This is a genomic window from Kribbella sp. NPDC051718 (genome assembly GCF_040681515.1).
Classification (GTDB): domain Bacteria; phylum Actinomycetota; class Actinomycetes; order Propionibacteriales; family Kribbellaceae; genus Kribbella.
Window position 1 is genome coordinate 122,976 of record NZ_JBFAYZ010000012.1, and the last position, 13,905, is coordinate 136,880.

A 13,905-nucleotide genomic window follows, 5' to 3' on the forward strand; every position below is an offset into this window, starting at 1 on the left:
CCTACCTTGGTACCGGGATCGGCCTGGCCAGAAGTCGGTCGAGGGTGTCGGTGAGGAACTGCGCCGGGTCCGGGACCGATGTGGTGACTCGCATTGCCACGATCGCGTCCGGTCGTACAAGCATGGCTCCACCGGAGGGCAGCCACGGCACAGAGACCCGGTACGCCGGTAAGCCCACGTCCCCCGCAGCCACGAGCCACTGGTCGGCCCCCACGAGCAAGGTCCACCGAGATGAGACCAGGTCAAGCGTTGAGACTCCGTCGACCCACGCGTGTGGCACTCGCGAGCCCGGCGAGCCGTCCAGTGTCGCCGCAAGATCAACCGTGGAAGGGAGTTCCGGCTGCGGGTCGACTACCCCGGCCGAGTCGTAGCGCTGGCCGAGGTGGACGACTGGTGATGCCCAGACTCCGGCCGCCGCCCTGGCAGCGTCGGCTTCCGGGCCTTGGCCCCAATGCAGCGCGGGGTCGGCGACTCGGCGCATTGCCTGGTCCAGGGTGGTTGCAGCGACTGGCCGGCGCTCCTGGGCGTAGGTGTCGAGCAGGGCGGCACCTGCCTCGCCGTGGTGGACGGCGGCCAGCTTCCAGGCCAGGTTGTGGGCGTCGGCGACGCCGGTGTTGAGGCCGAAGGCACCCAGCGGCGACACGGTGTGCGCGGCATCCCCGACGAGGAACACCCGCCCGACGGCGAAGCGATCGGCCAGGGAGCTCCGGGGGCGCCAGGGAAGTACGCTGCGGATCTCGACGTCGAGGTCGGGATCGCCAACGGCCGTACGGACGATGGAAACGCAGCGCTCGGGCGTGAAATCCTCGGGGCGTTCACCGGCGTCTACATCGCAAGCCACGTGGAAGACCCAGGTCGACTCGCCGTCCACGGTGACCAGCAGGCCGGGCGCGTCCGGCGTGGTGATCGTGCAGGTGCCGAACGACATCCCCCGCAGGTGAGGCCGCAGGTCGGCGCCGAACAGGATGTTGATCATCGACTTGCCCAGATCACCCGCGCCGGACGTACCAACGCCAAGTGCAGCCCGTACTGCGCTATGCCCGCCGTCCGCAGCCACCACCCTCGAGCACCGCAGCGAATAGCGACCGTCTGGCCCCTCCAACTCGACGTCGACCCCGTCGGCGGCCTGGGTGATGCCGACCAGATTGGTCGACCAGCGAAGATCCGCGCCACGCCGTACCAGGTCGGCCGCCACCACCGCGTCGAGCCGGTCCTGCGCGCAGACGCCCCGCAGATTGAACGGGGTCACGTCCAGTACGCCGGCAGCCGGTGCGGGCATGGGCACGGTCGTGACGTCGCCGGCGCCCATCTCGACGACGGTCCGCGCTACCGCTTTGCCCACAGCTCCGGCGCCCTGGAGGTCGACCGCGACGGCGTCCGCGGCCGCGTCGAGCCCGAGTTCGCGGAGGATCTCGACCGTACGCGACCCGATCCCGGTGGCACGCGGATGGATGGACGGCCCGGACCGGCGTTCGACCAGCACGGCCGGTACGCCGTGATGGTCGAGCAACGCGGCGGCGAGCAGCCCGACGCTGCCGCCGCCGACGACTAGTACCGGCACTTCTGGATACGCTGTATTCGTCATGGCTACAGCGTAGCCATAAGCTAGGATGGTGTGTCAACGAGGAAAGGAACCGCTCGATGACCGACCCCGCGCCCTCGTCGGTGTGGACCAGGCAGCGCCCCCAACCGGCCCGGCGCGCGCCCGGCGTCGACCAGTACGTCGCTGCCGCCCTCGCCGTCGCAGACGCCGAGGGCCTGGACGCCGTCTCCATGCGCCGAGTCGCCGGCGACCTCGGCTCGGGCACAGCCACCCTCTACCGCTACATCACCAACCGCGACGAACTGATCGACCTGATGATCGACGCGGTCCAAGGCGAAGACCCACTTGTCGAAGCGACCGACATCGCGGGGGACTGGCGGGCCGGCCTGGCTGCCGTCGCGCACAACCTGCGCGCGACCCTCCTGCGACACCCCTGGCTGGCGGGCGAGCTCACAGGCCGACCATCGCTCGGCCCCAACTCACTACGCCGATCCGAAGCCGCGCTGCGCGCCGCCGTCGCGCTCACCCCGGACATCACCCGGGCGTCGCAAGCCCTCAGCGCCGTGCGCGCCTACGTCCTGGGCTCAGTCGCCGGCCAGCAAGCCGCAGTGCTGGCCGAGCAACGCTCCGGTCTGACCAAAGAGCAATGGCAACACAGCCACGGCCCCTACATCACCCAGATCCTGGCCGCCGGCGAGCACCCCATGCTCGCCCGTCGCATCCACGAAGCCGAAGAGCCAGACCCTGACGACGACTTCGCCTTCGGCCTCGACTGCATCCTCGACGGCCTCGCGTCCCGCCTGCGTCACTGACCGCAGCCGCCGGCCGCCGACGCTGCCGTCCAGTGGTCGTAATCTGGGCGTCTCCTTGGGTCAACTTGGTTGAAACATGGGCTTCTTACCTTGAAGGTCCACGTGGGGCCGGGGCGAGGCGGTGAAGCATGTACGAGTATGTCGATCCGTTCATCGGGACCGGCGCTACCGACCTGCCTGTGCCTCAGGGGCTGGCCGCGTCCTGGTGGTGGCCCAAGGCGCAGGTCGGGAACACTCATCCGGGGGCCGTGCACCCCTTCGGGATGGTGTCCGCCTGTCCGTACTCCGGGGCCTACCCGACCGGCTACGGGCTGTACGACTTCAACACCGAGGGTCTGCCTGACGTGCTGTACGACCGCCCGGTCGCCTCCGGCTTCACCCACTTCCAGCAGTCCGGCACGGGCGCGATCCGCAAGTACTACAACTACTTCCGGGTCACTCCGATGCTCGGCCCGCTCGACGACCTGGGCACCACCTGGGACCTTCTGGACGAGGTGGCCGAGCCCGGCTACTACGCGGCGACGCTGAGCTCAGGCATCCGCTGCGAGCTGACGGTCGGCCCCAAGTCGGCCGTCCACCGCTACACCTTCCCGGCGAACGACGCCGCCCGGATCGTCATCGACGCCTCGACCGGCGGCCTGGCCATCCCGCACAGCCGGACCGTACCGCTGAAGGCGCACCTGGCGATGCTGGAGCCGGGGGTGGCCCAGGGGGAGATCCACGTCGAGGGCGTGCCGTTGGCCGTTCATCTGGAGATCGACGCCCCCGGCTGGCGACAGCTGCTCTGGTACGACCGGCGCCTGATGCCCGGCGGCACCCGCCTCGACTTCGACTACATCCGGCCAACCACACTGCGGCCGTTCGGGCTGATGTTCATGGGCCCGTCACGCGCCGAGCAGACCGTCGAGGTGCGGCTCGGGTTCTCCCTGCGCGGGTGCGAGAAGGCTCGCGACAACCTGCACAGGGACGTCGGCCGGACCCAGGTCACCTTCACCGGGCGGCGCGACGAGACGGCGGCAACCTGGCGCGACCACCTCGGCAAGGTGACGATCAAGGCCGACTCCGACGACCAGGCAACGGTTTTCGGTACTGCCCTCTACCACTCGCTGGTCAAGCCGAGCTTCGCCCCGGACGAGAGCCCCTCGTGGACGACCGAAGGGCCCTACGCGTTCGACATCTGCACCATGTGGGACATCTACCGCACCCAGCTGCCACTGATGAACACGTTGTTCCCGGAGCGTTCCGTCGCGCTGGCCGGCGCGATGCTGTCGATCGCCGAGCAGGAGGGCAACCTGCCGATCGGCTACCGGATGGCCAAGGGGGCCGACCGATTCTCGAGGCAGGGCAGTGCGCTGGCGCACACCTTCCTGGCCGACCTGTGCCAGCTGGATCTGCCGGGTATCGACTGGGACTGGGCCATGGTGCACCTCGAGATGGACCTGCGCCGGACGTACGGCGAGGACTACCTTGTACACGGTGTGGCCCACCCGATCAGCCACACCCTCGACCTGGCGTACGCCTACCACTGCACCGCTGCGGTCGCCCAGAAGCTCCGCGACCGGCCACTGGCCAAGCAGATGCGCGAACTCGCCCAAGGCTGGCACAAGGCGTACGACCCGGCCACCGGCCTGCTACGCGACTCGACGTTCTACGAGGGCGGCCGGTGGAACTACTCGTTCCGCCTGCTGCACGACATGCGAGCCCGGATCGCGCTGGCAGGCGGGGACAAACAATTCGTCGGCCTGCTCGACCGGTTCTTCGGATACGGCGCCGCACCGGTCACCCAGCCCGGGGTAGCGCCGAGCGTGGCCGAGATGGACGCCGGGTACGCCCTGTGCCGGTTCGAGGGACTGAACAACGAACCGGACTACGACGCGCCCTGGTCCTACCACTACGCGGGACGGCCGGACCGTACCGCCGAAGTGGTGCACGCCGCCGTCGCCAACCAGTTCGGCACCGGCCGGGGCGGGCTGCCGGGTAACGACGACTCCGGTGGGCTGTCCGCGTGGTACGTGTGGGCGACTCTCGGGCTGTTCCCAGTGGCCGGGCAGAACCTGTTCCTGGTGAGTGCGCCGGCCGTGGCGGAGTCCACGACCCAGCTGCCGGCGGGCGACCTGTCGATCACCACCACGGGATTCGAGCCGGTCGAGCCAGGGGGACCGGTCTCCTACGTCCAGTCCATCGCGGTGAACGGCAAGACCCTCGAACGCCCCTGGATCTCCGGCCGGGAACTGCGGCACATCCGCAACCTGCACATCGAGCTCGGCCCGCAGCCCTCCGGCTGGGGCACCCGGATCAGGCCACCATCCACATCCGACCCACTGCACACCGCTGGAGGTGAGGCATGACCATCGCCGACAACACGCCCCTTCTGTCCGTACCCAATCGCCGGCTGGTCATCGTCGTCCGCGCCGACCCAGTCATCTGCGGGCACTCCGGCGAGGCGCGCTGCCTCGCCGAGGTGGCGCTCACTCGCGGGTTCGACGACGTGCGGATCGTGACCTGGCCGCTGGATGCGCTCGAGGCGGCCGGGCTGCCGCTGAAACCGCTCGACGGCGTACTGCCGTACAGCCCCGGTATCACCGTGGAGCGGCCCGATCCCGTCGGCGACTACCGGGTGCCGGACGGGCGCTACCTGTCCGGGCTCATCGGGCGGCTGGTCGAACTGTTCAGCGACGGGGTGCCGACGGTGGCGATGTCCCTGTACCTGAGCCCGCACGCGATCGCCGTCCAGGAGGCCGTCCAGGTGGCGCGCCGGATGGGGCCCGCGCGGGTGACCACTGTGGCCGAGGCCGTGGGCTCCGACATCACCAACGTGGTGCGCGAGTGCGTGACCACCGGCCGGTTCGGTGCGGCCGCGCACATCCTGTCGATCTACCTGGCGGCCGACCACTGCGTGGCGGTGTCGGAATACACCAAGGAACTGATCGTCGCCTCGGCGGCGACCCTCGACGGCATGCACGGCACGACGTTCGCGCAGCAGTGCCGTGACCGGATCGCCATCTCCTACCCGGCGGTCGACTCGTGGTCCTACCTGTCGCTCACCGACGACCGGATCGCCGAAACCCTTGCCCAGCGTGGCCTTTCCCGGGACGGGTACGTGCTCTTCCTGTCCCGGATCGCCTCGGCGAAGGGGATCGACGACCTGATCGACGCATACGCCGGGTCTCGGTCGGCCGAGCGAGTGCAACTGGTGCTGGCTGGGCGCGGGCCGCAGGAAGCCGAGGTGCTGGCGCGGGTGGCGGCAGCGGGCCTGGGGGAGCGGGTGAGGGTGCTGACCGATGTGGACGACGCGGAGAAGCCGGCGCTGATGGCTGGAAGCGCGGCGTTTGTGCTGCCGACTCGCGAGCAGCCGGAGTTCGTCGAGACGTTCGGGATCGCGCTGGTCGAGAAGGCTCTGGCCGGTGGCGGGCCGATCATCACTTGCGCGACCGGCGGCGTACCGGAGGCAGTCGGTGATACGGCCCTGCTGGTGCCGCAGCGCGACCCGGCCACCCTGCGGACCGTGCTCGATGAGGTCGTGTGCGACTGGACCTACGAGCAGCGAGCGGCCGCCGAGCAGCGCGCCCGGGCGTACGCGCTGCAGTTCGATCGGGCCAACGTCTTCGACCGCCTCTTCGCGCTCGCCGAGCCCCCCGCCGCGCACGTCGCCTGAGCGGGCGCGGGGGGAGTCAGCTGCTGCCGGCGGCGGGGCGGTAGATGTAGGGCTGGGAGCCCCGGACTGCCTCGGTGAGCATCAGGAGCATGTCGGCGCGGGCTTCGATGGGGCGGCCGAAGAGTTCGTCGTCGCCGGGGATGGGGAAGCCCTTCACCCCGATCGCGAGCTGGCTGAGCAACACGTGCAGGACGCTGCGGGCGTTGAAGACGTTGGGGGTCGGCCACTCGGGGAGCGTCTCGTGCATCAGCGGCTGCTGGGCCGCGGTGGCGGCGACCGGCTTCAGCCAGCGCTCCAGCTCGTCGCTGGTGAGCATGTTGCGGTGCAGGATCGTCATCACCGCGTGCGCGACCCGGTCATGCTCCTCATGCACCCACCGGTACTGCGTCTCCTTCACGATCCGGTCAGCCAGTACGTCGAGCAGCGCCCGAAGCACCCCCGCGTCGCAGTGCCGTGAGCGGGCCAGTGCGCCGATGGCGTCGGCCCCGTGCGCCACGGCATGCGCCCACCCGCAGTCGGCGACATACCCCCGGAGGTCGCGCTCGCGCAGCAGCCAGGTGGCCAACCGGTCACCCCAGCGCATCACCACCTCGTCGTGGACGAGGAACTCGGCGTTGTCGCGGTGGATCACCTCCGCCAGCGTCAGCGCGGTGAAGGAGCGGCGGAAGACCGTATCGGTGCCGTCCTCCCCGAGCCCGTAGGCGAGTCCGGCGCAGAGACCGTCACCGAATCCGGGCAGCAGGTCGTCGTAGACGCCGCGCTCGAGCCAAGTGGCCAGGGTCGGATAGGCCAGCGCGTCCCGCACCTGCGGGTTGGTACTGGCCAGGCCCCGGACGAGCTCCTCGGTGAGGTCGGTCAGCGCACGGTCGCGGGGTACCGCGTAGTCCGCGGCCATCACGTCCTGCCAGTACGTCGACTCCACCAATGCATCCTTTCACTTGGACCTGCTCAATCAACACCCATCCACCCGCTCCTGTCGAGCCTGCCCACGGCCGACATCGGCAACCACGCCGTACCCAGGCCACTGAAGGCCATGCCCTAGGCTCACATCCGTGCCGTCTTTGAGCGATGTGGCGCGGAACCACACGACGCTGGACCAGGCGGACCTGGACCGGCTGCAGTTGCTGGTGTCCGACTGGCAGATGCTGGCCGACCTGTCCTTCGCGGACCTGGTGCTCTGGCTGCCCGATACCGAGGGGCTCGGCTTCTGGGCGGGTGCGCAGATGCGGCCGACCACCGGGCCGACGGCGTACCTGGACGACATCGTCGGCAGTTTCGTCCCGCGCGACCGCCGCCCGCTGCTCGACCAGGCCTACGACTCCGGCCGGATCTGCCGCGAGGGCGACCCCGAATGGCGCGACGACGTGCCCGTCCGGGTCGAGACGATCCCGGTCCGCCGCGGCGCCCGGGTGATCGCCGTGATCGCCCGCAACACCAACCTGCTGGGCGTCCGGACGCCCAGCCGACTCGAGATCGCCTACCTGCAGAGCGCGACCGATCTGGCCCGGATGATCACCGACGGCATCTTCCCGTACGGCGGTGAGCGGCTGCTCTCCACCACGCCACGGGTCGGGGACGGCTGCATCCGGGTCGATCGTCACGGCATGGTGACGTTCGCCAGCCCGAACGCGTTGTCCGCGTACCGCCGGATGGGACTCGTCACCGACCTGGTCGGCAGCCGGCTGAAGGACATCACCGGCGAGCTGATCCACAGCGGGCAGAAGGTCGACGACGTGCTGGCCTCGGTGCTCACCGGCCGGGCCGCCAAGGAGATCGAGATCGAGAACTCCGACGCGACCCTGTTCCTGCGGGCGATCCCGTTGCGGGCCGAGGGCGAGCACGTGGGCGCGCTGATCCTGCTCCGCGACGTCACGGAGCTGCGGAGCCGGGAGCGGGAGCTGGTCACCAAGGAGGCGACCATCCGGGAGATTCATCATCGCGTCAAGAACAACTTGCAGACCGTCGCCGCGTTACTGCGAATGCAGGGAAGGCGCATCACCGTGCCAGAAGCCCAGTCGGCGCTGGCCGAAGCCGTCCGCAGAGTGGGATCGATCGCGATCGTGCACGAGACGCTGTCGGAGTCGTTCGACGAGCACGTCGACTTCGACGACGTCGCCGACCGGGTGGCCGCGATGGTCGCGGACGTGTCGACGATCTCGGCCGAGGTGACGATCAGCCGGACCGGCACGTTCGGCGTACTGGACTCCGAGGTCGCGACCCCGCTGGCGATGGTGCTGACCGAGCTCATGCAGAACTCGGTCGAGCACGCCTTCAGCAGCAGGTCGACCGAGCACCCGACCGGCACCATCGAACTGGCCGCCCAGCGAAGTGTCGGGCGGCTGCGGGTGGTGGTGACCGATGACGGCAAGGGGCTTCCGGCGAACTTCGACTCCGAGACGTCCGGCAACCTGGGGCTGTCGATCGTGCGCACGCTGGTGATCGGTGAACTCGACGGACTACTCGAATTCCACCCACGATCAGACGGCCCGGGCACGACGGTAGTACTTGACTTTCCAGTCAAGGAGTAGCTGTCGTAATTCCTGAACAGCCGTGGGGAGAAGTCCACAGTTCTTCAGAAACAACGCGAGGTTTTTACCGTAGTACCAGGGGAAATCGAAAGGCCCCGCGGATCCCGCGGGGCCTGCGTCGAAACTCGGGTCAGGCAGTACGGATGCGAGCGCGGGCGTTGCGGCGCTTCAGAGCGCGTCGCTCGTCCTCACTCAGACCGCCCCAGACACCGTGGTCCTGGCCGGCTTCCAGCGCCCAGGCGAGGCACTGTTCACGCACGTCGCAGCGACGGCACACCTGCTTGGCCTCCTCGATCTGCATGATCGCGGGCCCGGTGTTGCCAATGGGGAAAAATAGTTCCGGGTCCTCATCGAGGCAAATGGCCCGGTGGCGCCAATCCATGGCGGATCCCATCTCTCTCAGTAGTTTGGTGACGCTGACGGCCTGGTCTGTGCCCAAGTCAGCGCGCCTGTACTCGCACGGGGGTGGTGCGGAGCGTTGTGAACGTTTTCACGAACGACTCCATGTTCCCAATCTAGTGTGATCGAAACAAGGGTTCTGGAGTTGTCGATCCGATCACAACACTCTCTTAACACTACTAACCGGTGCACAGCGGTTCACCCCGTCCGGAAACCGGACGGAAGGACCTTGCTGCGATCACCCGTTCACTGCAAGTAACCGATCCAACAGCCCTGGGGTTACGCAAAACTTCAATCCCTGTGGGGCTGACGTTCTCCGACCCTTGAGCTCCCGGGGGAGGAGGGTCGTCGTCCCGGTTGCTCTCCGGCCGGGCGCACTACCTCTCCGCGCGCAGCACTACGCTGGAGCCCGTGCCGACCGAAACGACGCCGTCCACAGCTCCGCGCCCGCTCAAGCTAGCCGCGGCGGTGGTCGCAGCGGAAGGCCTTGTGCTCGCTGTTCTCGGAATTGTCGAAGCAATAACGATCGACGCGGACCGGCTGGTGCTCGGTCTGACCACCGCCGGCTTCCTGCTCCTGTACGGCGCCGGCCTGCTCTTCGTCGCCCGTGGGCTCTACCGGAAGTCGCCCTGGAGCCGCGGTCCGGCCGTCTTCGCCCAGCTGATCCAGCTGTTCATGGCGTACAGCTTCTGGGGCGGCTCGACCAGGTTCGTCTCGGTGATCCTGGCCGTCGCCGCGATCGCCGTCCTGGTCGCCATCTTCCAGAAGCCGTCGATGGAGGCCCTCAACCGGGAGCCCGGCGAGGACCACCCGGTCATCTGACCAACTACTCCTTGAGCAGGCCTGCCCGCAGTTCCGTGAGGGTGCGGGCCAGCAGCCGGGAGACGTGCATCTGCGAGATGCCGATCTCGTCGGCGATCTGCGACTGGGTCATGCCCCGGAAGAACCGCAGCGTCAGGATCCGTTTCTCGCGGGTGTCCAGCTGGGCCAGCAGCGGCTTGAGCGACTCGCGGTACTCGACGCTCTCCAGCGCCTCGTCCTCGCCTCCCAGGCCGTCCAGGACCGTCGTGGCGTCCGCCTCGTTCTGGTCCGGGGCGTCGAGGGAGAGCGTGTTGTAGGCGTTCGCAGACTCCAGGCCCTCGATGATCAGGTCGGCCGGCAGTCCCAGCCGTTCGGACAGCTCCCCGACCGTCGGCGCCCGGCCCTGCTCCTGGGTCAGCTCAGCGGTCGCCGCGGTCAGCGACAGCCGGAGCTCCTGGAGCCGGCGTGGCACCCGGATGGCCCAGCCCTTGTCCCGGAAGTACCGCTTGATCTCGCCCAGGATCGTCGGCGTCGCGTAGGTGGAGAACTCCACCCCGCGGTCGGAGTCGAACCGGTCGATCGCCTTGATCAGGCCGATCGTGGCCACCTGGACCAGATCGTCGTACGGTTCGCCGCGGTTGCGGAAGCGCCGGGCCAGGTGCTCCACCAGCGGCATGTGCAAGGAGACCAGGCTGTCGCGGGCGAGCGTGTGGGCCGGATCTCCTGGGGTCGAACCGCCCATCGCGGCGAAGTAAGCGGCGGTCTTGGTGCGTAGGTCGGGTTCCTGGGGCTCGCTGTCCAGGGGGCGTTCCTCTGTCACGCCTTCTCCGACGTGGTCGCGGACGACGACACCGTGATGGTCAGCCGCCCGTCGACGGTCTCGGCCGCGGCAGACTCCACCAGTGCGGTCAGTACGGTCCACCCGAACGAGGTGGTGTCCGGCTTCCAGCCGTTCGGCACGGTGGCCGTCGTACTGACCGTCAACTGCGGCGGGTCGATCTCGAAGACCAGGTCCAGCACCCCGTCGGAGGCCTGCGGGAGCAGCAGCGCGCACGCCTCGTCCACCGCGATCCGCAGATCGTCGATCGCGTCCACGGTGAAGTCGTTGCGGGCCGCCAGGTTGCCGACGACCGACCGCGGCACCGCGATGTAGGCGCTGTCCGCGGGAATGCTGAGGCGGACCTCGGCGGATCGTCCGTTGCTGCTCACAGTGCATTGCCTCCCAGGCAGGCTTGACTCATGGGTGTGAGGCCCACGGCGTACATCTTCCACTCTGCGGCGCGGCTACGCACCCCGAGGACCCACTTCCACCCGCTGAGCGGTTACGGGTGCTCGTGCTCCGAACGCAACCGGGCCAGGAAGGTCTTGGTGCGTTGATGTTGCGGGTTGCCGATCACGTCGGCCGGCGCACCGGACTCGACCACCACGCCACCGTCCATGAAGACGACCGTGTCGGCCACCTCGCGGGCGAAGGACATCTCGTGGGTGACGACGATCATCGTCATTCCCTCGGACGCCAGCTCGCGCATCACCGCCAGCACCTCGCCGACCAGTTCGGGGTCGAGCGCCGAGGTCGGCTCGTCGAACAGCATCAGCTTGGGCTGCATCGCCAGTGCCCGCGCGATCGCCACCCGCTGCTGCTGGCCGCCCGACAACTGCGCCGGGTACGCCGCGCAGCGGTCCGCCAGCCCGACGCGTTCGAGCAACTCGACCGCACGCTGGCGGGCCGCCTTCTTCGACTCGCCCTTGACCTGCACCGGCGCCTCGGCGACGTTGTCCACCGCGGTCATGTGCGGGAACAGGTTGAACCGCTGGAAGACCATCCCGATCTCGCGCCGCTGGGCCGCGATCTGCTTGTTCGGCAGCCGGTACAGCTTGCCCTCGCGTTCGGCGTACCCCATCAGGTCGCCGTCGACCCAGATCCGGCCGCCGTCGATCGTCTCGAGCTGGTTGATGCAGCGCAGGAAGGTGGTCTTGCCCGAACCCGACGGACCGAGCAGGCAGACCACCCGGCCCTCGTCGACGTCGAGGTCGATGCCCTTCAGTACCTGGTTGTGGTGGAACGACTTGGTCACGTTGACCGCGTGGACCAGTGGTCCGATCATCAGGCGCCTCCTGCCCCGGCCGGCCGGGCGGCTCGCGGGGCCTTGGTCCCGAAGCCCTTGCCGAAGTGCCGCTCGAGGAAGTACTGCCCGACCATCAGCACGCTGGTGGCGGCCAGGTAGTACAGCGTCGCGGCGACGGCGACCGGGAATGTCTTGTAGTAAACGCTTCCGATCGACTGCAGCTGGTAGAACAGCTCGGTCGTCACCGGTACCGCGATCAGCAGTGAAGTGTCCTTGAGCATCGCGATCGTCTCGTTGCCGGTCGGCGGCACGATCACCCGCATCGCCTGCGGCAGCACGACCCGGCGCATGGCCTTGCCCCGGTTCATCCCGAGCGCCTCGGCGGCCTCGAGCTGACCCTTGTCGACGCTCATGATGCCGGCCCGGGCGATCTCGGCCATGTACGCCGCCTCGGACAAGCCGAGGCCCAGGACGCCGGCCACGATGCCGGTGAAGACCTGGTTGGCGTCCAGGGTCAGGAAGCGCCAGTCACCCGACATCCCCAGCCACTCGATGATCTTCCAGTCGAACGGGAAGCCGAACGACAGTCCGTCCTTGAACAAGATGCCCAGCGTGGCCATCGTGAACAGCAGGATGTACCGCGGCACGCTGCGGAAGAACCAGGTGAACAGCCAGGCCACCCCGGACAGGATCGGGTTGTCCGACAGCCGCATCACGGCCAGGATCACCCCGCCGCCGACCCCGAGCACCATGCTCAGCACGGTGACCAGCAGGGTGCCCTTGACCAGGCCCTCGAGCACCGGCGACTGGTTCATCGCCTGGAAGACGAACTTCCAGTCGAACTCCTTGTTGGTCAGCACCAGGTGCACGAACATCGCGAACAGCACCGCGAGCACGGCGATGGCGACCCAGCGGCCCGGGTGCCGGACCGGGACGGCGTCGATCGCGCCCGGCCGGTCCGCCGCCGCGGGGGCGGGCGAATCGGCCGGACGCGGGTCGTCGGTACCTGACGTCATCTCAGGGGTTCACGGCGAAGTCGGTGATGGCGCCCGACTCGTTGCCCCAGGTGCTCAGCGCCGTCTTGTAGGAGCCGTCGGCATCGATCGCCTTGAGTGCCTTGGCGAGCGCGGCCGCGAAGTCGGTCTCGGCCTTCGGTACGACGTACCCGTACGGCGCGGCGTCGTAGATGTCGCCGAGCGCCTCGATCTTGCCCTGCGACTGCTTGGCGGCGTACAGCACGACCGGCGAGTCGGCCAGCATCGCGTCGGCCTTGCCGGTGGCGACGTCGGCCGTGGCCGCGTCCTGCTTCTCGCGGATGATCAGCTTGATCTCCGGCTTGCCGGCCTTCTTGCAGGCCGCCTGCTTGACCGGCAGGTCGTCCTCGAGCTGGGTGGTGCCCTTCTGCACGGCGATCGTCTTGCCACAGGCGTCGGCCGGGTCGACCTTCTTCGGGTTGCCCGCCGCGGTGGCCCACTGGGTGCCGGCGTTGAAGTAGCTGACCATGTTGACCTGCGCCTTGCGCTTGTCGTTGATCGTGAACGACGAGATGCCCATGTCGTACTTGCCGCTCTGCACACCGGTGATGATGGTGTCGAAGCCGGCCGGCTGCCAGTCGACGGTGACGCCGAACTTCTTGGCGACGGCGTTGAACACGTCGACGTCCATCCCGGCGACGGTCTTGCCGCCCTGCAGGAACTCGTTCGGCGGGTAGGTCGCGTCCACGCCGACGGTGATCTTGCCGGCGGTCTTGATCTTCGCAGGCAGGGCCGCCGCGAGCTCGGGGTCCGTGGATCCACCAGCGGTCGGCTGGCTCGACGAGGTGCTCGTCGACGGTGTACTCCCCGACAGGCTGTCCGAACCGCACCCGCTCGCGGACAGCACCACGACCCCACACACGGCAAGGGTCATACGCAGAACTGACATCTCTAGGCCCTCCAAGGCTGCTTTTTCCGCATCTTGGCACAGCCGCCGACCTTCTGCGCACTGACAAACACCTAATGGAGACCTGATCGTAGTCATCGTCACATTCCGTACGTGCGCGGCCGCCACGGGCTGTCGGCGGCCGCGCACGTACGGTGACATCAAGTTGCGTCAGGCAACA

The 13,905-nt window shown here is 68.5% G+C and carries 13 protein-coding genes; 5 read left to right on the forward strand and 8 right to left on the reverse strand.

Annotation, left to right across the window (positions count from 1 at the left end; genetic code table 11):
• Position 1: 1 nt before the first annotated feature.
• Positions 2-1,585, reverse strand: a complete 1,584-nt coding sequence (locus tag AB0M15_RS35260) for an FAD-dependent monooxygenase (protein ID WP_363828655.1) — start codon at positions 1,583-1,585, stop codon at positions 2-4.
• 56 nt (positions 1,586-1,641) lie between these two features.
• Between AB0M15_RS35260 and AB0M15_RS35265 the strand changes: the two genes are divergently transcribed.
• From AB0M15_RS35265 to AB0M15_RS35275, 3 genes are all read left to right on the forward strand, one after another.
• Complete coding sequence (locus AB0M15_RS35265; RefSeq protein WP_363828658.1) at positions 1,642-2,355, forward strand: TetR/AcrR family transcriptional regulator C-terminal domain-containing protein; 714 nt, start codon at positions 1,642-1,644, stop codon at positions 2,353-2,355.
• Positions 2,356-2,483: 128 nt separating this feature from the next.
• The gene (locus AB0M15_RS35270) at positions 2,484-4,703 is read left to right on the forward strand and encodes a glycoside hydrolase domain-containing protein (RefSeq protein ID WP_363828661.1); all 2,220 of its coding nucleotides are present in this window, start codon (positions 2,484-2,486) and stop codon (positions 4,701-4,703) included.
• Positions 4,700-6,010, forward strand: a complete 1,311-nt coding sequence (locus AB0M15_RS35275; protein WP_363828664.1) for a glycosyltransferase — start codon at positions 4,700-4,702, stop codon at positions 6,008-6,010. The genes AB0M15_RS35270 and AB0M15_RS35275 overlap by 4 nt, the downstream gene beginning before the upstream one ends.
• A gap of 16 nt (positions 6,011-6,026) precedes the next feature.
• Here AB0M15_RS35275 and AB0M15_RS35280 read toward each other — a convergent pair whose 3' ends face one another.
• Positions 6,027-6,932, reverse strand: coding sequence for a DUF2785 domain-containing protein (locus tag AB0M15_RS35280; RefSeq protein ID WP_363828667.1), 906 nt, complete (start codon positions 6,930-6,932; stop codon positions 6,027-6,029).
• Between the two features lie 130 nt (positions 6,933-7,062).
• Here AB0M15_RS35280 and AB0M15_RS35285 point away from each other — a divergent pair, with 130 nt between their 5' ends.
• The gene (locus tag AB0M15_RS35285) at positions 7,063-8,538 is read left to right on the forward strand and encodes a histidine kinase N-terminal domain-containing protein (RefSeq protein WP_363828670.1); all 1,476 of its coding nucleotides are present in this window, start codon (positions 7,063-7,065) and stop codon (positions 8,536-8,538) included.
• 130 nt (positions 8,539-8,668) lie between these two features.
• On the opposite strand, the gene AB0M15_RS35290 is transcribed toward AB0M15_RS35285, so the two are convergent.
• On the reverse strand, positions 8,669-8,920 hold the full coding sequence (locus AB0M15_RS35290; RefSeq protein ID WP_270137079.1) for a WhiB family transcriptional regulator: 252 nt from the start codon (positions 8,918-8,920) through the stop codon (positions 8,669-8,671).
• Positions 8,921-9,348: 428 nt separating this feature from the next.
• Here AB0M15_RS35290 and AB0M15_RS35295 point away from each other — a divergent pair, with 428 nt between their 5' ends.
• Positions 9,349-9,759 carry a hypothetical protein gene (locus AB0M15_RS35295; protein WP_363828672.1) on the forward strand — a complete coding sequence of 137 codons (411 nt, stop codon included), beginning with the start codon at positions 9,349-9,351 and terminating at the stop codon, positions 9,757-9,759.
• Between the two features lie 4 nt (positions 9,760-9,763).
• Here the strand turns inward: AB0M15_RS35295 and AB0M15_RS35300 are convergent, their stop codons facing one another.
• The 5 genes from AB0M15_RS35300 to AB0M15_RS35320 all read right to left on the reverse strand — a co-directional run bounded on the left by AB0M15_RS35300 (position 9,764) and on the right by AB0M15_RS35320 (position 13,727).
• Positions 9,764-10,558, reverse strand: a complete 795-nt coding sequence (locus tag AB0M15_RS35300) for an RNA polymerase sigma factor SigF (protein ID WP_363828675.1) — start codon at positions 10,556-10,558, stop codon at positions 9,764-9,766.
• Entirely contained in the window at positions 10,555-10,947 is a 393-nt protein-coding gene (locus AB0M15_RS35305; RefSeq protein WP_363828678.1) for an anti-sigma regulatory factor, read from the reverse strand. Before AB0M15_RS35305 ends, AB0M15_RS35300 begins: the two co-directional genes overlap by 4 nt.
• 113 nt (positions 10,948-11,060) lie before the next feature.
• A complete protein-coding gene (locus tag AB0M15_RS35310) occupies positions 11,061-11,843 on the reverse strand; it encodes an amino acid ABC transporter ATP-binding protein (protein WP_363828681.1) in 783 nt (260 codons plus the stop codon).
• Positions 11,843-12,820 (reverse strand): amino acid ABC transporter permease, encoded by a 978-nt coding sequence (locus AB0M15_RS35315; RefSeq protein ID WP_363828684.1) that lies wholly within the window; start codon positions 12,818-12,820, stop codon positions 11,843-11,845. Before AB0M15_RS35315 ends, AB0M15_RS35310 begins: the two co-directional genes overlap by 1 nt.
• Before the next feature lies 1 nt (position 12,821).
• Positions 12,822-13,727 carry an ABC transporter substrate-binding protein gene (locus AB0M15_RS35320; protein WP_363828687.1) on the reverse strand — a complete coding sequence of 302 codons (906 nt, stop codon included), beginning with the start codon at positions 13,725-13,727 and terminating at the stop codon, positions 12,822-12,824.
• Positions 13,728-13,905 lie beyond the last annotated feature (178 nt).

What these genes read in the sequence shown, in the direction of transcription:
- AB0M15_RS35290 (WP_270137079.1), bottom strand. Translation starts at nt 8,920, where the DNA reads ATGGATTGGCGCCACCGGGCCATTTGCCTCGATGAGGACCCGGAACTA.
- AB0M15_RS35260 (WP_363828655.1), bottom strand. Translation starts at nt 1,585, where the DNA reads ATGACGAATACAGCGTATCCAGAAGTGCCGGTACTAGTCGTCGGCGGC.
- AB0M15_RS35265 (WP_363828658.1), top strand. Translation starts at nt 1,642, where the DNA reads ATGACCGACCCCGCGCCCTCGTCGGTGTGGACCAGGCAGCGCCCCCAA.
- AB0M15_RS35315 (WP_363828684.1), bottom strand. Translation starts at nt 12,820, where the DNA reads ATGACGTCAGGTACCGACGACCCGCGTCCGGCCGATTCGCCCGCCCCC.
- AB0M15_RS35310 (WP_363828681.1), bottom strand. Translation starts at nt 11,843, where the DNA reads ATGATCGGACCACTGGTCCACGCGGTCAACGTGACCAAGTCGTTCCAC.
- AB0M15_RS35270 (WP_363828661.1), top strand. Translation starts at nt 2,484, where the DNA reads ATGTACGAGTATGTCGATCCGTTCATCGGGACCGGCGCTACCGACCTG.
- AB0M15_RS35320 (WP_363828687.1), bottom strand. Translation starts at nt 13,727, where the DNA reads ATGTCAGTTCTGCGTATGACCCTTGCCGTGTGTGGGGTCGTGGTGCTG.
- AB0M15_RS35275 (WP_363828664.1), top strand. Translation starts at nt 4,700, where the DNA reads ATGACCATCGCCGACAACACGCCCCTTCTGTCCGTACCCAATCGCCGG.